Source organism: Parabacteroides bouchesdurhonensis (assembly GCF_900186615.1).
Classification (GTDB): Bacteria; Bacteroidota; Bacteroidia; order Bacteroidales; family Tannerellaceae; genus Parabacteroides; species Parabacteroides bouchesdurhonensis.
This window is the reverse complement of the sequence record NZ_LT896588.1, coordinates 2,388,798-2,415,605: the sequence shown is the minus strand read 5'-3', so window position 1 is coordinate 2,415,605 and position 26,808 is coordinate 2,388,798. Positions and strand designations below refer to the sequence as shown.

Sequence of the window (26,808 nt, the reverse complement as noted above, 5' to 3'; positions counted from 1 at the left end):
AAAAATGGTTATTGGAGGATTTTCATCTATCTGCTATTCTACTTGCAATGTTCTTTAATCAACTTATCAGCTACAGGATCACCTAATTCTTTTGCTTTTTGAAAAGCCTCACAAGCCTCCGCCTTTTTCTCTTGACGGATAAAGCAAACACCTTTCAACCGATAACAAGCAGCAAAATCCGGAGCAATCTTCAAAGCCTTATCAATACTTTCAAGAGCTTTATCGTATGTCTGCATACGGACATAAACAGAAGCTTCTTCTGCATAATAATTCGAGTCTTGCGGCTTCATCTTAATCGCCATCTGAATATCAGCCAAAGCACCCGCTAAATCACCCTGACGGAATTTGGCTTGTTCCCGGTAATAATAAAAAGAATCCGAAACTTTGCCTCCCATCAGATTAAAATAAAGATTATAATCGTCAATAGCTTCTTTATATTGCATTAACCTCATTCGCAAATCAACACGTTCCAACACAAAAGTTGCAGCTTCCGGCGACGGAGTTGTACCACATTTAGCAACAGCACTGTCAAGCAACATAATCAATTCACCAAAATTGGCCGACGGCATGTTTTCTCTTGCTTTAGCCGCCATATAAAAAGATGACGGGGAAGACTGATTACTATTATTTACCTTCATATAATTATTATAAGCTTCCTCATAATTTTGACGAGAAAAATAGATATCACCCATTAATTGATGATATAAAGGTTGATCATCTTCTTTAATAGCTTGTTGAAGTGCTTCCTGCGCGGCATTAACTGTCCATTTATCATTTGCTAAAGTAGTATCAGCCGATACACTGTAAATAAGTTTTGCTTTATTAAACCACATATCACTCTTTCTCTCCATGAACTTTCCGGCAGTTGCTATGTCTTCTAAAGCTAAATCAAGATATTTCTGTTCCTCCGCAGGACTTGATGCCAATTGTGCCCGATAATGCGCATAATGCGATGCTCTATTCTGATAGCCATCTGCTGTATTAGGGAAATGAGCAATAAAATCATTTAATGTATTCAGATATTCTTTCGCATCTTGCGTACCGGAATGCAAATAGAGCGACACCAATGCCTGATCAACCTCTTTCGGCCATGCTTTTCGTATTCCGATATTTGTATAAGTTATATTAAATGCATCGGCAGAAGTCAAAGCCAAACTATTTGCATAACCGGCAGATACGGCGTATGAGTTTTCTTTTTTTCCAGAAGCATCCTCTTGTGCCAATCCGAAAACCTCCCCTTTTTCATTCAACAAAGGAGAATTTACTTCTGATGCTTCCAATGGAAAGCTAACTTTATAGTAATTATAACTATCTTTTAATTTGGAAACTTCTATAACTTGCCCTTCTTCAAAAGAAGATACTTTTCCTGTTGTATATGGTAACAAATATACTTTTTCATCAACTTGTATAGGGACAGATACCAAAGGGAAAAAAGTAACCTTCTTCGGCGCAGACACCTGGAATTTAATAACATCATATAATTCGTCTGCTCCAAGAATAAGAGATACCGGCATAGTGTTTCCTCCGGCATCAGTTACAGTTGCTTTATGAGCATTTTTAAAAAGAGAATAAGCAGAAAGAGCTTCGCCGGTTTCACTTATAAAAAATCCGGTTCCTTTGTGCAATACTGTATTATCATTTTTATACGTAGTAACAGTCAGTACAGCGTTTTTTTCCTTCTCCATCCATTTGGGAGCTTTCTTTTGTGCTGCCAGCGTAACAGCATAGCAACAGACCAACACAAATAATAGTATTCGCTTCATTTTTTTCCATGTTATTAGACACTGCCGCAAAAATAATGATATTATCCAACAATATACGCGTTATTGTGTTTTTATCTTTTGGTATGCCGCTTTTCTGATTTGGTATTGGTAAGACAGACATGCAAAAACAAAATAAACGATACATTGTATCCATAATGTTATATAATCCATACGTATTTGTTCAAGCGATGCCCCCATAGAGCTTAACTGTACATAACCTAATGTAGCCGGTGGTGCCGGTACGATATAATGAGCCACCTTCCAATACCATGGCATCAATTCCATAGGATAAGAAACTCCGGACAGAAAAATAAATCCGACAGAAAAAAAAGCAATAAATAAAAGTGGTGCTTCGGAGTCTGTAAAAAAGACAAATAATCCTAATCCCCAAAAACTGGTAGCCAGAATGAACGGAACAAGTAAAGCTATAACATAAAAGGGATTTCCCAAGTCCGGCATATCAAACAATAAAGTGATAAATCCTAACAGAAACAGACAAAAAACAGCATACAATACTAGATATACAAATGTTTTTGCAGCAATTATACGTGAGACCCTCCCGAAAGAAATACCCTCGGTTGCATAACAGGCAATAGAACCGGTTTCACGTTCCTTTCCGCTTATCATTCCTATCAACATTAATAATGTCTGGAAAATAATAACGATCAGAACGGCAGGAATAAGATAAGTGCCATACCCTTCCGTAAAATTATACAACGCAGTGCCAACTACAGTGACAGGCTGTGCAGAAGCCAATTGTGTAGCCGAACCTGACGGCAAAAACACAATCATATTAGGGCGATAATTCTCATTCAAGGCTAGCATTGCCGCCGAAGAGGCTTCCTGCATCGACATGTAATAAAGAAAAGCACTGGTAGTTTCGTAGGCAATAAATATAGACTGTTCGCCACGAGAAACACGATCTTCGAAATCTTCGGGAATATAAATGATTCCAACCGCCTCATTATTTTTCATCAGAACCTGAGCTTCCGAATAATCAACTCCATCCGTAACCACTTCAATTTGAGGAGTCGTATTAAGATACCGGATAAACTGCCTGCTAAGCTCGCTTTTGGAATAATCAACAATGGCTACCGGTGCATTACGGACCACATCAGGGGCATACATATAATTATATAGTAAGCCATAAACAAAAATTCCTCCTATCAACACCAATAAAATAGCAAAACTGGTGAAAATGGTCCGAAACTCATTGTGTATAATTACACTTACATCGGATAAACCTTTTCTTATGTTATTCAATATTTTCATATTTGCGACTTAAAATAGCGTTTTTCAAATGCGGCAATAGCAATAATGCCAACAAAACATAAACAAACAGCAAAGAAAAATTCTGCCAAGTATAAGCAAAACCATAATCACCATACAACAAATTCTGGCAAATCACAACAAAATGTCTTACTGGAAAAAGAAACGATGTATAATAAACAGGGACAAACATAGATGCTACAGGAAATGTAACGCCTGAAAGAGTTGCACCAAGTGATCCTACCATCGACACTATACTAATTATAATACTTATAGCCGGGAACAAAGAAAATATAAAAACAGCCAAAGCCTGCGTTGCTATAATAAAAAGAATGGTTGTCAGATTTAACGGCCAAAAGCCACAGGAGAAAGGAATATTTATCACTCCAAATAAGATATAATTGGCAAAAACACCCATTATACTAAAGATAATGGTATATGGTAATAATTTCCCAAGTATAGCTATCAGCATATTCCCCCTTGCTATAGAAAGCCATTCATCACCGGTACGGAATTTAATTTCCAGACCTATTACATACACCGTCACCAATAAAACAATGACCTGAAAAAATATATAAAAGAAAGGTTGGCTCAAATAAACCGAATAATTCAAATCCGGATTAAAAAGCGGATGGTTACTCGATTTAATTGGTAACAAAAAAGTTGTAACGTCTTCCTTAGCAACTCCTATAGAAGCCGCCTGCAATACGATTGGAGCCATAGATAATGTCCGTAGAGTTGACTCAAAAGCAGAACGAACTTCTCCTCCTACACTCAACAGTGCATAATGATAATAATAAGACAAAACAGCTTCTCGACCTCCGGTTACATCCGTTTCAAACTGATCTGGTATAACAAGAAAGCCATATATTTCTTTTGATTGAACCGCTTTACGGGCTGTCTCCGCATCAGCATAATGCCGGGTAACACGAAAAGTAGGCACTGCATCTATCTGACGCGTTATTTCACGTGACATTGATGTCTGATCCTGATCCACAATTCCAACCGGAATATTTTCCATCTGTCCATTGCCGAATATTGTCGCCATAAAAAAGATGCAAAACAACGGCAATACAACACAAACGACAAAATACAGTTTTCGCGATACCATACGACGCAGTTCACGCCTGAAAACGGAGTAAAAAGCATTATGTCGTTTATTATCATTCATTGTTTATATCCGTATCAAAATCCACCAATACAGACATTCCCGGTCGTAATCCCTCTATCGGATCGACGGGTTGCGCTTTGATCTGAAATGTACGCATATCATAACTACCGGTTTGTTTTGTTGACTTCCAGGTAGCAAAACTCCCAAGCGGACTTATATAATATATTTTAAACTTAATATCTTTCTTACCGATAGCCGGTACATCCCCTTTAAAGATTCCTCCCATTTTAAAAGAAGGCAAACGGTCTTCACGGACATTTAACACTACGTGCGTATCATCTAATACAATTAAATTCATAATAGGCATTCCTGCTCCAACCAATTCGCCCCTTTTTGGAAAAATAGTAGAGATTTGTCCGGATTCAGGAGCTACAAGACGTGCATCTTGCAATAAAGCTTCTACCTCCTGCACCGTTCCGCGAGCAGCCTGAACAAGAGAACGGGCACTTTCTTTATCTTGCACTTGTGCCCCTTCTACAGCCATCTGGTATTGACTATGCGCCGCCTTTTCATTAGCAACAGCAGCATCGTAAAGAGCTTTCACCTCATCCATTCGCTGAGATGTAACGACACTATCCCGGTATAATGCCTGAATACGTTTATAGGTAGTTCCGGCAAGTTGAAGATCCGACTTGGCTTTATTCCATAATTGGAACAATGAATTAATAATCTGCTTACGAGTTCCCTCGTCCACCTTCTGGTTTTGATAAATGGCAACATCTTCCATCGCGTTAGCTTGTTGATACTTTGCTTCCGCTTCAGGACTATTGATCACCACTAGCGTATCACCTTGTTTCACAAACTGCCCCTCTTGCACAAGGAAAGTGTCCACGCGTCCGGGAAGTTTACCGGAAATCCGTATTTCTGTAGCCTCTATTTGTCCTTGCAATATCACCGGTTTTTTCCCCAGTAACAGCATGCCAACCACAGAAATGATAACAACAACAATAAGTACCACAATAAAAGAGATACTTAGATATTTCTTTGTCTTATCCATAATTTATATGATTTTATTCGTTCTGAAATATAAAATGCTCAGTCTTTCCATCCAGACGATATTGTTGGAAAGACTCAGGAGTTCCACAAACCGCCAATAGATTAATCAGCGCGACATCATACTGATAATATGCCATAAGAAAAGCGACACGGACTTTCGACAACATAACTTCCGCATCAACAACATCCGTTGATGTAGCCATTCCTTCCTGAAAAGACTTTTTACGGATACGAACCAATTCTTCACTCATCTCCATAGTCGTATTCAGTGCTTTTACATTATCAAGAGCATTTTGTATCTGGGAGTAGAATTTATCCACACCAACTTCAAGATCGGTTACAGCCTTCTCTTTACCCAAAGTAAGAGATTGGCCGGTTAGTTTAGCCTGACGTATACGTTTTTCTCTATTCAATCCATCAAAAATATTCCATGTAAAGCCCACTCCTACCATTGTACGGGGCATAAGGTATTTATCAACTCCATGAGAATACAACGTCTGTTTACCGAATAAGGCTATATTCGGTACATAGGCAGAGCGTCCTATCTGTAATTCATCATGAGCCATCTTTTCTTGCAACTTCAATTGATTTACTAAATAATTTCCGGAAGGAATCCGGTCCTTAAAATCCTGAAGAGGCGGTAATATCTCATTGATGAATAAAGGAGTGGTTGTATATATATTTTTTTCCGATTCCATACTTAAAAGTGCCTTCAAAGCTTGTTGGGCGACACCTAAATCTTTACGCGCCGACTCCAGCTCCCGTTTGGCTTCGTCCATGCTAACTTGGGCAAAAAGACGTTCAGCTCGATTTATCATGCCGTTCTGTTCAAGTTTAAGAGCTTGCTCGTAGTGGGTCTTTAAAGAGAGGAAGGTTTCTTCTTTCACGTCTACAACTCTTTGCCCTAGCCGTAAACCGAAATAGGTGGTAATTAATAATGTCTGCTGAGTAGCGTCCTCCTGACTGCGATTTACCTCAGCCAAAGCCACCATTGCTTTTCCAATCTTACTGGCATATATACGTTTCCCTCCGGTAAATACAGGCCAGGTCACGCTGGCATCAATCGTAGTTAGATTCTGGGATACGAGAGGAAATGTCAACGTGTTTGTACCGATTTTATCCAGAATAGAGGAAATAAGTTCATCGTTCGGAAGAATAGAATGGACAAAGTCCTTTGCCGGTCCGGTAAATTGGTCCAAAGGCTGTTTTACCTCCATCGGATTCGACATATGAACATACGCTCCTCCTGCATTAACCGAAGGATACCAGAAAGAATTGAGTTTCTGATGTTCATTGCGGGCAATGTCCACTTCCTTACCGGCTATTTTCAAGCTTTTATTTTCTTTATGAAGTAAATCCATGGACTGCTCCAGACTTAATTCTAATTTCTCATCCTGAGCTGATAGAGAAAAAGGGAGCAGAGACAGAAATAGCATACCATAAACGGCCACTATATTATTGCTCATAAGTAATTAGTTTTACGCGTTAAGTTTTGGTGTATAACAGATGCTCAGGATGGATTGTTCAACATGCACTTATCTCACTTATTTGTGTTTTTTCCGATTCTTTATGTTAATGATATTGAGCTAAAACCGTTTCTAATTGTTTTTTGTGTGAACATTTAAATTGGAATTGCATGACATAGTGTAAACATGATAAACTTCAGTACTGTCTCCCGAAATGGAAGGATGTCTATAACTATCACTCCCAAAACAAACGCCAAAATCTCCCTTATCTGCCATCATTCCGACCCCGATGTTACAGATTGGTTTCACGAGGGAGCAGTACTTGAAGTTTTTATTTTTATTGCTATTCCACACGATCCTCCGGAACATGCAAAATAAAAGTAGTAGCACCGATAGTAACCACAGCTCCGTCTTCTATCCGCGCCTGTTCCTTTTTTCCCAGAATAACACTTCTGAGGAACGTACCGGTAAGACTGGGAAAATCACGTAGAGTATAAATCAACCGGCCTTGTTTATCTTCCTTTACATTTATAACACAATGCTTACGTCCCATACTGGGATCACTGGTAATAATGGGCACATCTACTCCATCGGTATCTTTATTCCGGCGACCTATCACGTTATCACCCATAACAAGAGGCAAATCCTGTTTGAAAGCAAATCCGTTTTCTATCACGGAAATATAGCCGCATGAAAAGTCGGGTTCTTTTACTTCCTCCTCTTCTCCGGTTTTAGTCCGGACAGTCTTTCGTCCCAATTTTACCTTAAACTGTGAACCGCACTGAGGACATACGAATGCTATAATTTTTCCTTCGGGATATTTTGTTTCGTCAAACGACAACTGATTATCACATTTCGGACAGAATACTCTCTTCATAATTATATATCTAACAGAATAACTTATTCTTTATAATCCAGTACAAATATACATCTTTCTTTTTTACGGCCTATTATAGTCTGGCAACGGAAGGTTTATAAAAAAGAAAAGGTCATCCATCACGGACAACCAATCTTCATTGTTAACCTTAAATCTAATACCATGAAAAACACAGTGCAAATATATACATATTATGTTATGCAGCATAATATTCACAAGTTTTATCACATTACTTTAACTTTATTTAATCAAAACATGTTCTACAACATCTTTATTCTCAAATACGCGTGCAAAAAGAAAAGGCGGAGATTCGTCATAAACCTCCGCCCTCGTATTTTACAGGAAAGTTATCTTCTATTATTTAGGAAGATTTGCATCCCAGCCTGTTGTTTGCACAACACCAAAGCCAGAGTTTACTTCCTTTGAAGGAATAGGATATACAAACTTGGCTATATCAAAGTTTTTATTGGAACCATTCGTTACGTTAATTACTTCGTTTAAACGTCGGGCATCAAAGAAACGATGTCCTTCCTGGCACAATTCCAGCTTGCGTTCTTTAGCGATAACCGGTATTATCGTAGCATCTTCTTTTATTGAAGCAGCATCCAAAGAAGGATTACGTTTTGCAGCAACCTCCAGCAGGCTTTCTTTGGCAGCACTGTAATTGCCTGTTGCGGCATAGGCTTCCGCCATAGTAAGATACAGTTCCGGCAAACGTAACACGGGCAGGTTCTGGATCTGATCGTTCGAAGTGATACCTCCCATTTTACCACCGGCCCAATCTCCGCTCAACAATGACAAGCGAATATCATCGGCAGCATATTCGGCAATGGTATTCGGGTTAACAGACAGTCCGTAAGTTCCGTATAATGTGCTCAATGCGTTTGCGGAAAGATAGTCTGTTTCCGATTTAGCAATCACAAAAATATCTTCCGAAGAGATTGTCAACTCTTTAAACATCTTCTTATAATCGTCGGTAGTAGAAACAATACTTCCCTTGCGTAACTCGATAGCTTGTTTTGCCGCATTTATAGCACCTTCATAATCTTTCATATATAACCTCACGCGAGCTTCCAATGCAGAAACGGCAGCTTTGTTCATATAAAAATTACCTACATCTTCAACACCTTCTTTTGCGTAAAATTCTTTTGCCTTCACAATGTCGGAAAGAATAAATTTATAATTATCCTCTACCGAGACACGTTGTACCTGCTCAAAAGCAGCTATCGGAGCTTCTACATTTACAATACCCAAAGAACTTTTATTTTGTTCGGAGTATGGCAAACCAAAGATATTAGTCAAGATAAACGTAGACAAAGCGCGAGTACCATAGGCTTGGGCAATGCATTGGTCTACAGTGAGCATATCCGACGGTGTCAGGCCTGTAGCTGAGGTTCCTGCATGAATAATACGTGCAGAACGGTCTATAGCAGCGTATCCATATCGCCAGATTTCTTCCAGATAAGCATTTGTTTCCAAAATCTGGTATGAATAAATATCATAGAAGTGAGATGTAGCGGCAGAATGTGCTGTTAAATCGGCAGCAGCATCACCGACAGCCAAAACATCACGGCCTAAGAAACGGTAAGTACCAAGTGTGTAATAAACACCGTTCAGTGCATTGATATAATCCTGAGCAGTATTGAATGCGGCATCATCGGGGACGGATGTCGTTGGTTCTTCTGTCAGGAAATCGTTACAGGAGGTTATTGTCAACATCAGACATCCTGCTAATACTATTGAAAATATTTTTTTCATATTTGAAATCACTTTTATTTGTTATTACTTCTATTTGCCCGATCAGAATCCTAAATTCAGACCAAACATTACAGTTGTAGGTACCGGATATGCCCAAGACTGGGAACCATTTGCACGCGTCTGCGGATCAAAGCCAATATAATCTTTAGCTGTAATAGTAAACAAATTGTCTGCAGAAACGAAAACTCTCAAATTATCGATCGTCAACGGTTTCAGAATGCTTTGAGGCAATGTATATCCCAATACCACCGATTTCATTCTCAAATATGAACCGTTCATTAAGAAACGGGATGAATAGGCATTTGCATTAGATGTAGAGCCTGCTATAAATTTAGGAACATCTGTTACATCTCCCGGCTTCTGCCAACGGTTTTCATATACATAATTAGATACCGGGCCTAAGAAATAGTGACCAACCTGCATATCATAAGCAAATCCGCTGTTGTAAACTTTATTTCCTAAAGTATAGCTGGCATCAAAAGAGAAATCGAAACCTTTATAACGGAAATTCATTCCAAAACCACCATAGAATTTAGGATCGGCAGAGCCCACAATGCGCTGTCCGGCTTCGTTAATGTTGGAAGTGGTTTCATTACCTTCTTTACCTTTATACCACAGAGGATCTCCCGTTTCAGGATCAACGCCTGCATATTCCGGCATATAAAATGTATAATAAGCTTCACCTACTTTGCGGATAGTGGTTGTTCCTTCGATAGGTTTGTCGGTAGCAAGTTTAATGATTTTATTGCGGTTAGCAGTTCCTGTCAGATTTACACTCCAACTGAAATCTTTATTATTGATGATTGATGCATTGATTAAGAACTCAAAGCCCTGGTTTTCCATTGTTCCGATATTTTTCAATATAGAAGCAAAACCGGTAGTATAAGACAATGGAACGTCAAAGATCATATCTTTTGTACGTTGGTTATAATAATCAAGTTCAAAAGAGAAGCGTTCGAAAAGAACACCACTAATTCCAATATCAGCTTTACCAACCGTTTCCCATTTCAAATCCGGATTAGCAATCTGATAAGGGATAGCACCCGGTTCTGAATTATATGAATAACCATAGTTGTATAATCCCATGGCTGCAAAATAACCAATATCCTGATTACCTACAGTACCATAACTACCACGAACAGTCAGGTCTGTTAACCAACCTTTCGTATTTTCCATAAAATCTTCCTGAGAAATACGGTACTTTGCACCAACTGACCAGAAAGGTGCCCACTTGTTATTTGCTCCGAATCGGGAAGAACCGTCGTAACGGAATGATGCGGAACCGTAATACTTATTGTTATAGTTATATTCGCCATTGAAGAAGAATGAAGCCAACGTACTGGCTTTAGACATTGAACCGGCGCCCGTAGGAGTTGAAGCATTATCCAATTCAAACACAGCGTCGCTAGGATAACCACTTGCGGCAGCATATATATTTCTGAATGAAATTTTTTGTGCTTCCTGGCCTAACAATACATTTATATTATGTAATTCATTGAATGATCTGGTAAAGTTGATCGTATTCGTTATAGATAATGTAGTAGCCCGTTCCTGATTACGCTGCCCTAACATACCACTGCCGGAATATTGTGGGTTATAAATAGAATTATAGAAGAACTCGTCTAGATCAATGATATTTAAACCGGCATTTGTTTTCCAGGTTAATCCATCCATAAACTTATAGGTAAAATAAGGATTAACTACCAAAGTAATCTGTTTCTGATTCTTTTTATCCCCTTTCTCTTTATCATTCAAAGCTATTGGATTATACAATGCATCCAGGTTATAAGAGCCATCGGCATTATAAATTTGTTCAAACGGACGTAAGTCATATACAGCTACAATAGGATTTGTATATTGGCTTTCAGTCATACTATTATTAATATCGGAAAGAGCGCCGCTAACGGATAGTCCGTAACCGATGCGTCCACTATTGCCATCCAGGTTAAAGCGTCCTGAATAACGCTTCATGCCAGTACCTACAACAATACCGTCATTCTGGAAATAACCGCCGCTGATATAATAACGAAGAGATTCATTACCGCCCTGTACACTCAAATCGTATTCCTGAGTAAATCCGTTGCTTAGGATAGCATCCAGCCAATCTACACTCTGAACATTCTCTGACAGGTCAACACCGTAATAAGCATTTACATAGTCATTCAATAAAGATGCACCATCTTCCATATTAGCAGCATCGCCGGAATTTACAAGCCCTTCGGCCCAGATTGTTTTATAGTTGTCCAAATTTACAGTTTTGTAATTATTATCCAAACGACCAACAAGGCTGGAACCTACTTTAGCATTGAAATTAAAACGGGCTTTTCCTTTGTTACCTTTTTTAGTAGAAATAACAATAACCCCATTAGCAGCACGAGCACCATAAATAGCTGTAGCCGTAGCATCTTTCAAAACGGTAACACTCTCGATATCGTTCGGATTAATATTTGCCAATGGACTGGCTGCCAAATCTCCGGAACCAGCTTTACTGTATCCTCCCATTTTATCTGTATAAATGGCAATACCGTCAACTACATACAATGGCTCTGTTCCTGAATTAACAGACCCCATACCGCGTATCGTAGTAGAAGAGAATGCACCCGGCTGCCCGGTAAAGCTATTTACTTGCAAACCTGCGACAGAACCTTCCAACGATTTCATAAAGTTGGCATCGGTTCTTTTTACAAGGTTTTCACTACTTACAACCTGAGCCGCACCTGTAAAAGCAGCTTTCTTTGTAACACCATATCCTGTTACAATCACCTCATCCAAATCCTGAGTATCCGATTGCAACGAAACTGTTATACGCGGAGCTACCTTTACTTCTTGGGTAGCCATACCTATATACGAGATAATCAATATTTTCCCGTTGTCCGGTATTTCCAACGTAAAATTACCATCAAAATCCGTAACCGTTCCAACCGTTGTTCCTTTAACAACAATCGAAGCTCCTATCACGGGTTCACCATCTTCTGCAGATGTAACGTGTCCAGTTACTTTTGTAACCTGAGCCATCGCCATACTCATACTCATTATTAAGCATAGTAGAGCAAAAGTCAACTTTTTCATCATAAACACACTCTTATTTATTAAACTTATATAGAAAATAATTTCTCTTAGAACTTTATTTTGCCTTAGTCCTATCAGGACCTTTATGTTTATGAATGTTTGTGCATTGGAAGAGTATAAGAAGAGATGCGGCAACCAGTTCTATCAGAACTTAAATGTAGAAGGAGGGAATATTATAGAGTATAAATTGAAGCTGATATCATGTATTGTCTATATACATACTACATATATAAATAGAATGATTATTTAACATTTGCAGCATGATATATAGCGAAAATAAAAAAATAAACAAAATCACCATCTTGGCAAAGCTGTCAAAATGGAATAATTTATATAAGATTAAAGCTAAATAAAGTATCGTTTTAACATTTTAGCAAAAGATTCCGTATAGAAAAAATGACATTTTGATAAGCATATAGTTAAAGACAAAAAGTAAAACTGTCAATTATATAATAATTTGTTGTTTATATAGATGTTATTTCGTACTTTTGCATCCACTTTTAATACANAAATAACCGCCGCTGATATAATAACGAAGAGATTCATTACCGCCCTGTACACTCAAATCGTATTCCTGAGTAAATCCGTTGCTTAGGATAGCATCCAGCCAATCTACACTCTGAACATTCTCTGACAGGTCAACACCGTAATAAGCATTTACATAGTCATTCAATAAAGATGCACCATCTTCCATATTAGCAGCATCGCCGGAATTTACAAGCCCTTCGGCCCAGATTGTTTTATAGTTGTCCAAATTTACAGTTTTGTAATTATTATCCAAACGACCAACAAGGCTGGAACCTACTTTAGCATTGAAATTAAAACGGGCTTTTCCTTTGTTACCTTTTTTAGTAGAAATAACAATAACCCCATTAGCAGCACGAGCACCATAAATAGCTGTAGCCGTAGCATCTTTCAAAACGGTAACACTCTCGATATCGTTCGGATTAATATTTGCCAATGGACTGGCTGCCAAATCTCCGGAACCAGCTTTACTGTATCCTCCCATTTTATCTGTATAAATGGCAATACCGTCAACTACATACAATGGCTCTGTTCCTGAATTAACAGACCCCATACCGCGTATCGTAGTAGAAGAGAATGCACCCGGCTGCCCGGTAAAGCTATTTACTTGCAAACCTGCGACAGAACCTTCCAACGATTTCATAAAGTTGGCATCGGTTCTTTTTACAAGGTTTTCACTACTTACAACCTGAGCCGCACCTGTAAAAGCAGCTTTCTTTGTAACACCATATCCTGTTACAATCACCTCATCCAAATCCTGAGTATCCGATTGCAACGAAACTGTTATACGCGGAGCTACCTTTACTTCTTGGGTAGCCATACCTATATACGAGATAATCAATATTTTCCCGTTGTCCGGTATTTCCAACGTAAAATTACCATCAAAATCCGTAACCGTTCCAACCGTTGTTCCTTTAACAACAATCGAAGCTCCTATCACGGGTTCACCATCTTCTGCAGATGTAACGTGTCCAGTTACTTTTGTAACCTGAGCCATCGCCATACTCATACTCATTATTAAGCATAGTAGAGCAAAAGTCAACTTTTTCATCATAAACACACTCTTATTTATTAAACTTATATAGAAAATAATTTCTCTTAGAACTTTATTTTGCCTTAGTCCTATCAGGACCTTTATGTTTATGAATGTTTGTGCATTGGAAGAGTATAAGAAGAGATGCGGCAACCAGTTCTATCAGAACTTAAATGTAGAAGGAGGGAATATTATAGAGTATAAATTGAAGCTGATATCATGTATTGTCTATATACATACTACATATATAAATAGAATGATTATTTAACATTTGCAGCATGATATATAGCGAAAATAAAAAAATAAACAAAATCACCATCTTGGCAAAGCTGTCAAAATGGAATAATTTATATAAGATTAAAGCTAAATAAAGTATCGTTTTAACATTTTAGCAAAAGATTCCGTATAGAAAAAATGACATTTTGATAAGCATATAGTTAAAGACAAAAAGTAAAACTGTCAATTATATAATAATTTGTTGTTTATATAGATGTTATTTCGTACTTTTGCATCCACTTTTAATACAAAGGGTACTAAACAAGAAAGTCTTAAAAAATTAACTTAGTTCTGATAGAACTAAGGCTGGTAAAATTCTAAGAGAAATTATTTTCTATATAAGTTTAATAAATAAGAGTGTGTTTATGATGAAAAAGTTGACTTTTGCTCTACTATGCTTAATTATGAGTATAGGTATTGCAAGCGCTCAAACAAAGCAGATTTCCGGTACGGTTATTTCTGCTGAAGATGGAGAACCGATAATCGGTGCATCCATAATAGTGAAAGGTACCACAACTGGTACAGTTACTGATTTCGACGGTAAGTTCAATCTTACAGTCCCTGCTTCTGCCAAAACGATAGAAATTTCGTATGTAGGTATGACTACTAAAGAAGAAGCCATTAAACCGGTAATGAATATTGTAATGGAAACAGCTTCACAAAATTTGGATGAAGTTATGGTCGTTGCATACGGAACAGCCAAAAAGAGTTCATTTACAGGTTCTGCTTCTGTTGTAAAAAGTGAAGATTTAGCAAAAATCCAAACTTCTGATATTACAAAAGCTTTGGAAGGTCAGGTTGCAGGTGTGCAGCTAACCAACAATAATGGTCAGCCGGGTGAAGGTTCTAAAATCCGCATCCGTGGTATTGGTTCTATCAATGCCTCCAGTGATCCGCTAATCGTTGTTGATGGCGTTCCTTACGATGGAGACCTGAACTCTATCAGCCAGCAGGATGTTGAATCCATGACTGTGTTGAAAGATGCGGCTTCAAATGCCCTGTACGGTGCACGTGGTGCAAATGGTGTTGTTTTGATTACAACTAAAAAAGGTAAAAACGGCAAAGCACGTGTTTCTTTTGACATGAAGTTAGGAGCAAACTCCCGTGCTATTCCTGAATATGACATCATGACTAGCCCTGTTACATATTACGAAACTTACTGGACTGCTTTGAGAAATCAAGCTATTGCTTTAGGAAATGGAAATCCAGGACAATATGCAAGCAATAACCTGATAGGAAAGTTAGGTTATAACATTACCAATGTAGCCAATACAGAAGTTGTAGATCCTACCACTGGTAAATTTAATCCGAATGCAAAGATCATGTACAAAGATGACTGGGCAAAAGAATTATTCCAATCAAGCTTACGTCAGGAATACAACCTGAATATCAGTGGTGCCAACGATAAAACCAGCTATTATATATCTTTAGGATATCTGGATGATAAAGGTTATATTGTTAATTCTGATTTCAGTCGTTTTTCTACCCGTGTTCGCTTGGAACAACAAGTTAATAATTGGTTTAAAGTAGGAAGTAATTTAGCTTATGCACAATCAGAGCAGAATTCTCCGGACTTTGATGCTACTTCCGGTGTTAACATGTTCTACGCTTCCCGTATTATTGCTCCAATATATCCTATTTATGGATACGATGCTGAAGGAAACAGATTATACGAAGAAAACGGTCGTCCTGTATATGACTACGGAACCGGAACAAACAAACGTCCGGTCTTATCAATGTCTAATCCGTTGGGTACACAAAACTTAGATCAGAACCAATTTAAGAATGAAAACTTTTCAGGAAATATTTTTGCTGAAATATCTTTCTTAAAAGATTTCAAATTGACTGTTCGTGGTGGTATGGAAAACTACAGCAAGCGTCAGTTAATATATCAAAACGGGCAGTACGGACAATTTGTAGCTCAAAATGGTATTTCAACAATACAGAACGAAAAGACGCAGAGTCTTAATATGTTGGAAACATTAACATGGGAACATACTTATGGCCTGCATTCTTTTAATGTTTTATTAGGTCACGAGAACTATCAACGTAAATACGAATATTTGTGGGGTTCTAAAAACAACTTCATTTTCCCTTCTTCCAGTGAATTAGACCAAGCTATCAGCAATCCGAATGCAGGATCCGGAACAAACGAATATAACACGGAAGGTTATTTGGGACGTATTGAATACAACTACAATGACAAATATTATTTCTCTGCCAGCTACCGTCGCGATGCCTCTTCAAAATTCCATCCGGACAATCGCTGGGGTAATTTCTGGTCTTTAGGTGCATCTTGGAGATTAAACCAAGAGAACTTCTTAAAAGATGTAAAATGGATTGATAATTTGAAATACAAAATCAGCTACGGTTCTCAAGGTAATGACGGTTTGTTATTTAATGGTGAAGAAATCCTTTATCCGTATATGGACCATTTTCAGGTTGTAAACAGTGCCGGTCAAATTGCAGTAGTTAGAAACTACAAAGGAAATAAAGACATCAAATGGGAAACCAACTATAATTTCAATACTGGTATCGAATTTATGTTGTTCCAGGGACGTTTGAACGGAGGTATCGATGTATTTACAAGAACAGCAAAAGACCTGTTATTCTATCGTCCATTACCATACTCCACAGGAAATAAGAGTTATCCAGACAACATCGGAGATATGCGTAACGTCGGTTTTGAAATCGAATTGAGCGGAACTGTGATGGAAAAAGATAATTTCAAATGGACAATGGGAGTTAATGCAACCCATTACAAAAACAAAATTTTGTCGTTGCCTCCTGAAAGAAAGAACACTGGTATTGTCAGCGGAAATTTCCGTATGATGGAAGGTGGTTCTATTTACGACTACTATTTAAAAGATTACGCAGGCGTTGATCCGGAAGACGGATCTGCAATGTGGTACAAAGATGTTACTGATGCCAACGGCAATGTAACAGGAAAAACGACAACCAAAGTATACAGTGATGCAACAGATTACAATCTAGGATCTGCCCTGCCGGCTATTTACGGAGGTTTCAACACGGCTGTACAATTCCATGGCATCGACTTTTCTGTAAACTTAAGCTATCAGATAGGTGGTAAAGGGTATGACAGAATTTATGCAAACTTAATGAGTTCCGGCAGTGAAGGACAAAACTGGCATAATGACATCTTAAAAGCGTGGACTCCGGAGAATAAAGAAACAAATGTTCCAAAAGTCCAGAACGCTGAAAAATATGCAAATACTGCTTCAAGCCGTTTCTTCACGAATACATCTTATCTGAATTTACAAAATATCACATTAGGATATACCTTACCTAAAGCATGGATAAATGTACTTCAACTTGAATCTGTTCGTTTTTATTTCGTAGCAGATAACGTTGCATTATTATCTAAACGTAAAGGTTTTGATCCTCGTCAAAACTGGTCAGGCGAATCAAACTATAATTATGCTGCAATCCGTACCATTTCGGGAGGTTTGCAAGTTAGATTTTAATCCATAATCTCAGACAAATAAAAAAATGAAGAAAAAATATTATATACTTACATTATTTGCAGCAACAACGCTTTCATTCAGCAGTTGTTCCGAAGATTTCTTCGATGCAAATCCGGGAGACCGTGTTACAGAAGGTCAATTAGAAGAAAATCCGAATCCGAATGCCTTGGTTAACGGTATGAATGCTTTCATGGTTCAATACAACGCATTAGGAAGGGAAAGCGGCGAAGAACGTGATAATGATTTCGGATATATGGCAACAGTTCTTTCTATGGAGCTTTGGGGCGATGATATGGTTCAATACACCTCCAATTATGGTTGGTATTATAACGATTACGATTTTTCCAGTCGTGGATATGAATTTATAGATGCAGCACTCCACTGGAATTATTTCTACAAACTGATTCGTACCGCGAATGATGTATTAATCGGTATCGTTGCAGACACAGACGATCCTGAAATGCTCGCTGCCAGAGGACAAGCCTATGCCATGAGAGCATTTGCACACCATACGTTGGTTCAAATGTACCAACATACATACAAAGGTCATGAAGATGCACCGGGAGTTCCTGTCGTTACAGAAGATATGACTCCCGAACAGCAAAATAATAATCCTCGCAAAAAGGTTTCTGAAGTTTACGCACAAATAGAAAGTGATCTGAAACAGGCATGCGAATTGTTAAAAGGCTGGCAAAGACCATCTATTGTATATATTGACTATGCAGTAGCTAAAGGTTTTGAAGCGCGTGTACACTTATGTAAAGAAGAATGGAAAGAAGCTGCAGAAGCTGCAGAAGAGGCCGTTGCAGGATTCCCTATAATGGACAAAGCCGGGCTTAAAGAAGGTTTTGTTAATATGGACAACAACCCCTCCTGGATGTGGGGGTCTGATGTGACTTCACAAACGGAAATAGCAATCACAGGTATCGTTAATTTCACATCGCATATCAGTTCTACAGCCTACGGTTATTCAAGTGCCGGTGAAATGTATAAAAACATCAGCTCCGAATTATTTAATAAAATTCCGGACACAGATGCCCGTAAAGACTGGTGGTGCAAATCCGACAGTTTAGTATTCGTTGTTGGAGCAGGTATGACAGAATTACCCAAATATGCGAATCTAAAATTCGGTTACTATGATACGGAAGGTAACAACTTCAACGATTTATGTTACATGCGTGCAGAAGAAATGCAATTGATTGCAGCCGAAGGTTACGCTATGAGCGGTAATTTAGCTCAAGCAAAATCCATATTGGAAGATTTTGTTCAGACCCGTCAACCGGATTACAAATGCACGGCAAACAGTGCGGCAGAAATGCAAAATGAAATCTGGATTCAACGTCGTATCGAGTTATGGGGCGAAGGTTTTGCATGGTTCGATTTGAAACGCCTAAAGAAACCTATCATCCGTAAATATGACGGCACAAACCATAATGACGATGCGTTGTATGATTTCCCGGCCGAAGACCCAATCTTCAATTTAAGAATACCTCGTGTTGAAATACAGAACAACGAAGGTATCTCCGAAGAAGACAACAATCCGATACCTAACGTTTAATCGGAAAAACCATAAAAAAGGAGCCGCATCACTTGATACGGCTCCTTTTTATATTATAAACAGTTCTCTTTTTTTTATCCGGCCACACCGTTTTTATGCCTGATTTCTTCCAAATCCCTCACGATAGTCATATCCATTATATTGCTGTAAATCTCAGTGGTTCTCACACTTTTATGCCCCAACAGCTTCTGCACCGTTGTAATATTAGCGCCATTATACAAAAGCAACGTGGCGTTTGTATGCCTGGCCGTATGAAAAGATATCTTTTTATCAATAGACGCCAGTTGGCAAATCCGGCGTAATTGCTTATTTATATTCGAATTTGCCGAAACAGGTACATTGAATAATGTTTTTCTTGCTTTACTGTGATACCGTTCATAAATAGGGATAGACTTTCCGTCAAATAACAAGAACAATGGCAGGCGGACACTTACATCCGTTTTAACCGATGAGTATATCAACCAGAGGTTATCTTCTATATGTAAGAAATTAGCATCCGTAATACTTACGATATCCGAAAAACGCAAACCGGTATAACAACTGAACAAAAACATATCCAGGCATCTCCGCAGGCTTCTTTTGCCTTCCAGGTTTAAATTCTCCAGTTTGCTTAATTCCTCAGGGGTAAGATGCGTCCGTTTCGTTTCCATGTATTTGATTTTATATTTACGAAACGGATACTTTTGCAAATCGAATAAATCCTTATTGATAGCCAGGTTTATATAGCGCTTCAGATGTTTCATATGCTTTGCTATCGTATTCCGATGATACCCCTTTTTCAGCAAATAATATTCAAAGTCGTAAAGGAAATTAAAGTTCAGATCATCAAATGCAATATCTTTCTTATAAAAAGCCAGAAGATGCAGAGTAGATAAATGGTTTTTCAACGTTGAAGGTTTCAAATTACTGTGCATTATTTCATTCTCCATAAAGGCAGAAAAGGAAGAAGGCACAACTTCCTGTTGTTTTTCTTTCAAGTTCACCAACGAAAAGGATTTCCCGCTATATATAGCATCAAGTTCTATACGTTCCAGTTCTGATATATAATTATAAAGATACTGATTTAAGGCATCCACATTAGGATGGTTCTTTATCACTTTCCGCTTATTATCCCATTGGTATGGTTTAATATAGATTTTTGTCGAAAAATACTTTTTCTGCCTGTTAAGATAAGCCTCTATTTGAATCAAGGCTTTACCTTCCGCATTCAATTGTTTTTTCCGGTTAAACACCAAATTGTAAATAACTTTCTCCATAATATACTATTATTATCAGATTAAAAACACGACGAAACAACAATATGTTTTTTGTTTATGAAAAGGTTTGTCAAAAGTTTATTACAATAAATGAACCGTTCTCAAAAAAAGCCGGCCTCTCGCCGCATGGCTAACTGCCACGATGGTTTTTCACAATTCATTGGGAATGAATTGATTTTCTAATTATTTTTGAAGGTTAATCAACCGGTCTGGTGAATCCCGTTCATGAATAAACAAGAAGCAAGGCAACCTTTTTTATTAATAAGTTTAAACCGAGTCTACCTCTTTTATTAATAAGACAAAATATAGTCAACTAAAAACGTTAACAGACAGTTCCATTCAGTTTTATCAGCTTGAAACTTTTGTTTCACCTGGATGAAACACTTGTTCCATCAAGATGAAACGTTTGTTCCACCGGCATGAAACACTTGTTCCCCCAGCTTGAAACGTTTGTTCCACGGGCTTGAAACTTTTCGGATCGCCCTGCATAAAGCCGCCGATGACGATTACATAAGAATCCGAATCTCACAATTTAATTCGCAAATTTCACATTTATACCTTTATCTTCTTTCGCTTTCAAGCCAAGTACACGTCCTTTTGTTTTTACCTTGCCGGTAATAAATTCAGGGATATTATAAGACTTCATAAAACGAAAATAGAAATCCGTTTCTTTTTGCGGAAGCAGAAATGGCTTATGAGCCTGGCCATTTTCATCAATATAGGCAAAGAACGGACGTGTATACAGCCCGTCTATCCTGCGGCTGCTAAACACGATCCAACGGCTATTGCTACTCCAGCTATGATAACTTTCCACATCGTTGCTATTCACATTCTCCAACGGGTAGCTCTGTTTACTTTCCAAATCTACCATATATAAATCCGCATCCTTATGCCAGATAGAAAAGTTACCATATCCGGATAAAGTATATAATAAATAGTTGCCATCCGGAGAAACACGGGGGAAAGAGGCACTTCTCTTATCCGAAACCGCATTATACAATGTATCTATTTCTGTCCCGAAACTACGTGTGGAAGGGTCAAATGAAACAGAACATAAACTATATTTCACCTGATCGTATTCTTTAGGCATCGGACGAGCTTCCGCCGTACAGAAATAAAGCGTTTTTCCATCCGGAGCAAATGTTGGAAATGTTTCAAAAGCTTCCCGGGAAGACAATAAAGGCGTGGTTACAATTTCATGCCTTTCCACATCATAAACTACTACATCAGAGGCAGAATCGAATACCTCTATTCGATTCTTATCATTCATATGGAATGATTGTTTTGTCTGATTCACGGAAAAAGCGATATACTTTCCAGAAGGATGCCAGGAAGGATAAACCAACGGAGAAATAGTTTGTTCCGTCTTCGTATTGAGTTTTTCAACCCGGTCGCCGTCTATCAATATCGTACAAGGATACGTTTCGCGCATATGGAAAAGCATCTTCTCCGGATTATGCATACAAAAAGAATGACAGTTTACGCAATTATTTCCACTTACCTTATTCTCGATAATAGCATCCTCCGTATAATTCTCCAAATTTCGCTGATAAATTCCCATACGGTTCCACAATTCGTAGCCAGGCTCTATTAAACGGTAAGCCAGCCAGGCATCTACCGGTTCATTAGCAACATCCATCTGAAAAGGTGCATAACCCATCCATTCTCCATCCACTTTTGCCTGTACAGTTACCGTTATTTTCTTACCGGCAGCCAATTGCAAAAGATTTTTCCATTTTGACGCAGGAATCATAAAACTGCCTTTTTTAGCCTGAACAGTAATTGTTTCAGAACCACACGTGAATAAAGCACGCGCCTCGTCACATGAGTTTTTCAGTTCAAAGTTCAACGGAGCAATATTAACAGGAATGGTTACTCTTGCATAATCCGGGAAGATTTCGGGCAGGACATCCAAATTCTTATTTACCTGCACAGTCCCGGAACATGCCATTAATCCGGCAAGCAGACATAGATATAAAGCTTTTTTATTCATTTTCCCCTCTCTTATTTAAACATAAAATAATACCAATATGTATCTCCATACGAACGGCTCATCAATCCCGGCAGTGAATTTACATTATTCCGGTTGGCAAGTACCTGTTGTTTATAATCGGCAAAACGTTGTACAATTGATTCCGAAACTCCAAAACGTTTCCAATAATCCGGTTCTCTTTCAGATAAAGTAATAATTGCTTCCTGATATGGGACAGGCAAAGAAGGCAGAAGTTCCGTACCGTAATAGGTCTCAATAAACTGCTTAAACCCATCCATATCTTTACCCAACAAATAAAAAACGCCTAAATATTGGAATGCCGTTTTATTAGAAGGATTCTGATCTACCATTTGCTTCAACTCCATGGCAAAACCATCTATCTGGGACAATGTATTATTTGCCAGCAAACCTTTGCGCATTCCTCCCAATAACGGATCGCTTTCTACCGCAACATCATTATATAAAAACTTTCGCTGCTCTTTGGCCCAGTCTTTATAAAAGGCCGTGTTTTCTAAAATAGAGATATATTTCTCGGCTATGGGATAAGCTCCATAGATAAGATTTGTTTGTATAAGGCGCTTTACCATACGGGGATTCCCATCACACAACGAAGCGATATTACTCTCGAAAGCCATTTCCTGCGCAATAGCAACATTTCCCATTGTAAAATAAATATCGCTTAATAAAGTAGACACATTCGCCGATTTATTCCATGTAACAGCCAATCCCTGCAAACCACGCTGGTCATACTTAAACGCATTATCCGCCAACAAACCTTTTTGGGCTAAAGCCATATTGGCATGACATATATATAGATAATTCGTCATAGGTTTCTTGCACATATCAAGTATCTTGTCCCATTGTTCCGTACGGGCATAATAATCCATTATCTTTAAACGATACGACTTTGCATCCCCATATAATTCGATACCTTTCCAAAACAGGCCAACAAGGATTAATAGTTGCGCTATATCCGCCAATACCAACATTTTGCGGGAAAGAACTTTCCGTCCTCGAAAAACAAAAGCAGCTAATATTGCCAAAAGCAACGATAACCAGGAATAATAGATAACGTTATCCGGTTGTAAACGTATATGGTAATATCCATCAGGCAAAAACGCAAAACGATATTCGCCGATAAAAGAATAATAAACGCTGCAAATACCCAGTAACAAGGCTACTAATCCCGTTACCAGGGAATAATACCACTTGGGAGTCCGGTTTACCGCCTCACATAGTATGACCGACACGGCAAATAATGAAAAAACAGGTCCTGCCAAAACAAACAACAGAACTGTAAGAATAATACTTGCCGTTAGTCTATAATTGATATTGCGTATTCCTAATACGGCATATAAAGCGGACAGCATCATAATAAAAGCAACTGTGCCTTGTATTATGTAGTTATAATCCAAATGGATAAAGAGTAAAGTCAAGATAGGTAAACAAGCAAACAAAAACCAACGGTTATCCGGATCAATCCTCTTCATTATTGCATTTGTAAGCATGCCCACCAGAACGAGTAAAAGTGCCGTTATTAAAGCGCCTGCATTCGGAATAATAAAGAATTGCACAAGATATTCGGCAACAACCAGAGCAAAACCTCCCGGTTGCACCAATTTTTCCGAGATAAAAGGCCAAGACTGCTGGAATAACTGATTCTGTTCAACACAGAAAAAGTGAAATTTACTGTATATCATTAAAAAGACAAACAGAAACAGAAACACGAATACATTTAAGGCCAAACTTTTATATTTTTTCATGGTATGCAAACATTAAGTATGTTTTACTAATCGGAACTGTTTATCTACACAAGCAGGTAGCTCATGCGGATAATGAGTGACATATATCAACGTTTTCCCCGGACGGGAACAAAATTGTTCTATAATAGCTGCCGCTTTCTTTTTATTGCTTATATCCAAACCATGGAGCGGTTCATCCAGAATAATCAAATCAGGATCTTTCACAAAAGCACGAGCCAGCAAAGCCAAACGCTGTTCTCCCGATGAAAGTGTGAGAAACAGACGGTCTTTTAAATTTTCTATTCCAAACACGCGCATCCATTCCAATGCTACATGCTGCTGTTCTTCATTGCATTTGCGATACAAACCTATTGAGTCGAAAAAACCGGAACCTACAATATTCAATGTCGGAACATTTTCCATATAATATAAATGCATCTCCGGGGAAACATAGCCTATGCGTTTCTTTATCTCCCAAATACTTTCACCAGATCCCCGTTTTCTGTCAAACAGATACAATGTATTTGCATACGATTGCGGATTATCGGCGTAAACAAGACTTAGCAAAGTAGATTTTCCTGCTCCATTCGGACCAAATAAAGCCCACTTTTCTCCGTTCTTCACCTCCCAGTCCAAATCCTGTAATATAACACGCGTTCCATATTTAATAGATACATGTTCCATACGGAATGTGACCTCATGGTTTGAGGGTTCTTTTTTGCTCCCTTTCGGAAGAAAATCAAATTCCTCTCGAGAGAAATCCAAATTTCTTCCGAAAGGAAATAATTTCACAATTAGTTCCGAATCTTCCAGAAATTGGATTCGTGACATGGGAGCAAGGCAAGTTTTATTATATACAGGCAATACATCCGTTACCATTTCCGGAATATCATCCGGATTAGATAATAGTAATACAACCTGTACATTTTTCAACTTTGTCATTTGTTGCAACATTTCCACCAAAAGATCACGAGACGGTGCATCCAAGCCGATGAAAGGATTATCGAGTATAAGTATTCGAGGTCTACTCAACAAAGTACGTACTATCAGGAATTTCCTCAATTCGCCACTTGATAAAAAGATGATCTTCTTGGGAAGAAGCTCTTTTATGCCAAAAAGAGACAATATTTCCATTAATTCTTCTGTGCCAACGTAATCATGCAAGATATCTTCAACAGTTGGCATATCCTCTGTCTCTGTAGAATGCCACCGTTGCTGATAATAGGAATTACGGCAATCGGCCAATGAATAGATATCTTTAAAAGCAATACTTTTTATCAACTCATTGACTTTACCCTCGCAACCATACACCACATCACCTTCTTTAATCGCATATTTTCGCTGCAGTATATCTACAAGTAAAGTCTTACCAGCACCATTCGGACCAATAACAGCCCATTGTTGCCCTTCTTCTATTTTCCAATTAACAGGGTCTATAAAACGTAATTCCGGCAAACGGGTAATGACGTTTTGTATACAGGCTATCATTTTGGGGTTTTCCATAATTTTATGCGTAATTCAGCTAATTTTCGTACCCGTTCCTCTGTGTATTTCCGATGCTTGTGTAATAACAACCTGCTTTACTCCGGCATCAATTGCCTGAAATGAATTTTCCAGTTTAGGAATCATGCCTCCCTGGATAACACCTTGCTCAACATATCTTTTAAAAGCCTCTCTGTTTATCTCAGGAATTACGCTTTCATCATCATTCTCATCCAAAAGGACACCTTTCTTTTCAAAACAGAACATCAATGTTACATCAAAATGCTTTGCCAAAGCCTTTGCAGCTTCACCGGCAATGGTATCCGCATTTGTATTCAGCATGTGTCCTTGTTTATCATGCGTTAAAGGAGCCAGCACAGGAACAACCCCTTGATGAATAAGTGATGCTAACAAATCTGCATTTACTTCTTTTACGTCTCCCACGTAACCGTAGTCAACTTCTGCAACCGGGCGTTTATCCGATCTCATCAAATTCATATCCGCCCCAGTCAGTCCTAAGGCATTAATGCCAAGAGCTTGTAGTCCTGCCACTATATTCTTATTTACCAGTCCGCCATATACCATTGTAACAATCTTCAATGTTTCCATATCCGTAATACGGCGTCCGTTTACCATTTTACTTTCAATACCTAATTGAGCAGCCAGTTTTGTAGCAGAACGTCCACCACCATGGACAAGCACTTTATATCCTTCAATAGTAGAAAAATCATGAAGCAAATTGTGAAGCGTTTTTTCTTCCTCAACAATTTTCCCACCCACTTTTATCAAAATAAGTTTTTCCATATTTTGTCCGTACCAATATTTTTGCTCCAAAGTTACTAAAAAAAGAAAGATTTATATACTTTTGCAGCATCCAACGCGGTAGTAGCTCAGTTGGTAGAGCATCAGCTTCCCAAGCTGAGGGTCACGAGTTCGAGCCTCGCCTACCGCTCTTTTGATAATCAGGTAGTTATTTCTATGAATAACTACCTGATTTTCTTTTATCCGGCATTAAATACTTCCAGAATAATAATTTCACCTTACAAATAAGATTTTAAATTACGTTGGGGGCAATCTCTATAGATAATT

16 protein-coding genes and 1 tRNA gene are annotated in these 26,808 nt (G+C 38.3%); 3 read left to right on the top strand and 14 right to left on the bottom strand.

What is annotated here, in order from left to right:
- Window positions 1-38 precede the first annotated feature (38 nt).
- The 9 genes from C1721_RS10425 to C1721_RS10385 form a co-directional block, all read right to left on the bottom strand.
- A complete protein-coding gene (locus C1721_RS10425; protein WP_102408284.1) occupies window positions 39-1,763 on the bottom strand; it encodes a S1 family peptidase in 1,725 nt (574 codons plus the stop codon).
- Between the two features lie 60 nt (window positions 1,764-1,823).
- Entirely contained in the window at window positions 1,824-3,035 is a 1,212-nt protein-coding gene (locus tag C1721_RS10420) for an ABC transporter permease (RefSeq protein WP_102408283.1), read from the bottom strand.
- Window positions 3,019-4,203, bottom strand: coding sequence for an ABC transporter permease (locus C1721_RS10415; protein WP_102408282.1), 1,185 nt, complete (start codon window positions 4,201-4,203; stop codon window positions 3,019-3,021). Before C1721_RS10415 ends, C1721_RS10420 begins: the two co-directional genes overlap by 17 nt.
- Window positions 4,196-5,200, bottom strand: coding sequence for an HlyD family secretion protein (locus tag C1721_RS10410; protein ID WP_102408281.1), 1,005 nt, complete (start codon window positions 5,198-5,200; stop codon window positions 4,196-4,198). The genes C1721_RS10415 and C1721_RS10410 overlap by 8 nt, the downstream gene beginning before the upstream one ends.
- Before the next feature lie 13 nt (window positions 5,201-5,213).
- Entirely contained in the window at window positions 5,214-6,665 is a 1,452-nt protein-coding gene (locus C1721_RS10405; protein WP_102408280.1) for a TolC family protein, read from the bottom strand.
- A 343-nt stretch (window positions 6,666-7,008) separates the two neighbouring features.
- Window positions 7,009-7,542: an FHA domain-containing protein gene (locus tag C1721_RS10400; protein WP_102408279.1), complete on the bottom strand. Its 534-nt coding sequence runs from the start codon at window positions 7,540-7,542 to the stop codon at window positions 7,009-7,011.
- A gap of 357 nt (window positions 7,543-7,899) precedes the next feature.
- On the bottom strand, window positions 7,900-9,300 hold the full coding sequence (locus C1721_RS10395; RefSeq protein ID WP_102408278.1) for a RagB/SusD family nutrient uptake outer membrane protein: 1,401 nt from the start codon (window positions 9,298-9,300) through the stop codon (window positions 7,900-7,902).
- A gap of 42 nt (window positions 9,301-9,342) precedes the next feature.
- The gene (locus C1721_RS10390) at window positions 9,343-12,372 is read right to left on the bottom strand and encodes a SusC/RagA family TonB-linked outer membrane protein (RefSeq protein WP_102408277.1); all 3,030 of its coding nucleotides are present in this window, start codon (window positions 12,370-12,372) and stop codon (window positions 9,343-9,345) included.
- Between the two features lie 472 nt (window positions 12,373-12,844).
- A complete protein-coding gene (locus tag C1721_RS10385) occupies window positions 12,845-13,891 on the bottom strand; it encodes a TonB-dependent receptor plug domain-containing protein (RefSeq protein WP_477612407.1) in 1,047 nt (348 codons plus the stop codon).
- A 716-nt stretch (window positions 13,892-14,607) separates the two neighbouring features.
- Between C1721_RS10385 and C1721_RS10380 the strand changes: the two genes are divergently transcribed.
- Both C1721_RS10380 and C1721_RS10375 read left to right on the top strand, forming a co-directional pair.
- Entirely contained in the window at window positions 14,608-17,688 is a 3,081-nt protein-coding gene (locus tag C1721_RS10380; RefSeq protein ID WP_102408275.1) for a SusC/RagA family TonB-linked outer membrane protein, read from the top strand.
- A 25-nt stretch (window positions 17,689-17,713) separates the two neighbouring features.
- Window positions 17,714-19,246, top strand: coding sequence for a RagB/SusD family nutrient uptake outer membrane protein (locus C1721_RS10375; RefSeq protein WP_102408274.1), 1,533 nt, complete (start codon window positions 17,714-17,716; stop codon window positions 19,244-19,246).
- A gap of 74 nt (window positions 19,247-19,320) precedes the next feature.
- On the opposite strand, the gene C1721_RS10370 is transcribed toward C1721_RS10375, so the two are convergent.
- The 5 genes from C1721_RS10370 to argB all read right to left on the bottom strand — a co-directional run bounded on the left by C1721_RS10370 (window position 19,321) and on the right by argB (window position 26,523).
- Window positions 19,321-20,502 (bottom strand): site-specific integrase, encoded by a 1,182-nt coding sequence (locus tag C1721_RS10370; protein WP_102408273.1) that lies wholly within the window; start codon window positions 20,500-20,502, stop codon window positions 19,321-19,323.
- 532 nt (window positions 20,503-21,034) lie between these two features.
- Entirely contained in the window at window positions 21,035-22,495 is a 1,461-nt protein-coding gene (locus C1721_RS10365) for a TolB family protein (RefSeq protein WP_102408272.1), read from the bottom strand.
- Window positions 22,496-22,506: 11 nt separating this feature from the next.
- The gene (locus C1721_RS10360) at window positions 22,507-24,258 is read right to left on the bottom strand and encodes a DUF6057 family protein (RefSeq protein WP_102408271.1); all 1,752 of its coding nucleotides are present in this window, start codon (window positions 24,256-24,258) and stop codon (window positions 22,507-22,509) included.
- A 12-nt stretch (window positions 24,259-24,270) separates the two neighbouring features.
- Window positions 24,271-25,740 (bottom strand): ATP-binding cassette domain-containing protein, encoded by a 1,470-nt coding sequence (locus C1721_RS10355; RefSeq protein WP_102408270.1) that lies wholly within the window; start codon window positions 25,738-25,740, stop codon window positions 24,271-24,273.
- Between the two features lie 15 nt (window positions 25,741-25,755).
- Window positions 25,756-26,523: an acetylglutamate kinase gene (argB, locus tag C1721_RS10350; protein ID WP_102408269.1), complete on the bottom strand. Its 768-nt coding sequence runs from the start codon at window positions 26,521-26,523 to the stop codon at window positions 25,756-25,758.
- A gap of 75 nt (window positions 26,524-26,598) precedes the next feature.
- Between argB and C1721_RS10345 the strand changes: the two genes are divergently transcribed.
- Window positions 26,599-26,671 (top strand) — tRNA-Gly (locus C1721_RS10345).
- Window positions 26,672-26,808: the final 137 nt, after the last annotated feature.

What these genes read in the sequence shown, in the direction of transcription:
- C1721_RS10425 (WP_102408284.1), bottom strand. Translation starts at nt 1,763, where the DNA reads ATGAAGCGAATACTATTATTTGTGTTGGTCTGTTGCTATGCTGTTACG.
- C1721_RS10420 (WP_102408283.1), bottom strand. Translation starts at nt 3,035, where the DNA reads ATGAAAATATTGAATAACATAAGAAAAGGTTTATCCGATGTAAGTGTA.
- C1721_RS10415 (WP_102408282.1), bottom strand. Translation starts at nt 4,203, where the DNA reads ATGAATGATAATAAACGACATAATGCTTTTTACTCCGTTTTCAGGCGT.
- C1721_RS10410 (WP_102408281.1), bottom strand. Translation starts at nt 5,200, where the DNA reads ATGGATAAGACAAAGAAATATCTAAGTATCTCTTTTATTGTGGTACTT.
- C1721_RS10405 (WP_102408280.1), bottom strand. Translation starts at nt 6,665, where the DNA reads ATGAGCAATAATATAGTGGCCGTTTATGGTATGCTATTTCTGTCTCTG.
- C1721_RS10400 (WP_102408279.1), bottom strand. Translation starts at nt 7,542, where the DNA reads ATGAAGAGAGTATTCTGTCCGAAATGTGATAATCAGTTGTCGTTTGAC.
- C1721_RS10395 (WP_102408278.1), bottom strand. Translation starts at nt 9,300, where the DNA reads ATGAAAAAAATATTTTCAATAGTATTAGCAGGATGTCTGATGTTGACA.
- C1721_RS10390 (WP_102408277.1), bottom strand. Translation starts at nt 12,372, where the DNA reads ATGATGAAAAAGTTGACTTTTGCTCTACTATGCTTAATAATGAGTATG.
- C1721_RS10380 (WP_102408275.1), top strand. Translation starts at nt 14,608, where the DNA reads ATGAGTATAGGTATTGCAAGCGCTCAAACAAAGCAGATTTCCGGTACG.
- C1721_RS10375 (WP_102408274.1), top strand. Translation starts at nt 17,714, where the DNA reads ATGAAGAAAAAATATTATATACTTACATTATTTGCAGCAACAACGCTT.
- C1721_RS10370 (WP_102408273.1), bottom strand. Translation starts at nt 20,502, where the DNA reads ATGGAGAAAGTTATTTACAATTTGGTGTTTAACCGGAAAAAACAATTG.
- C1721_RS10365 (WP_102408272.1), bottom strand. Translation starts at nt 22,495, where the DNA reads ATGAATAAAAAAGCTTTATATCTATGTCTGCTTGCCGGATTAATGGCA.
- C1721_RS10360 (WP_102408271.1), bottom strand. Translation starts at nt 24,258, where the DNA reads ATGAAAAAATATAAAAGTTTGGCCTTAAATGTATTCGTGTTTCTGTTT.
- C1721_RS10355 (WP_102408270.1), bottom strand. Translation starts at nt 25,740, where the DNA reads ATGGAAAACCCCAAAATGATAGCCTGTATACAAAACGTCATTACCCGT.
- argB (WP_102408269.1), bottom strand. Translation starts at nt 26,523, where the DNA reads ATGGAAAAACTTATTTTGATAAAAGTGGGTGGGAAAATTGTTGAGGAA.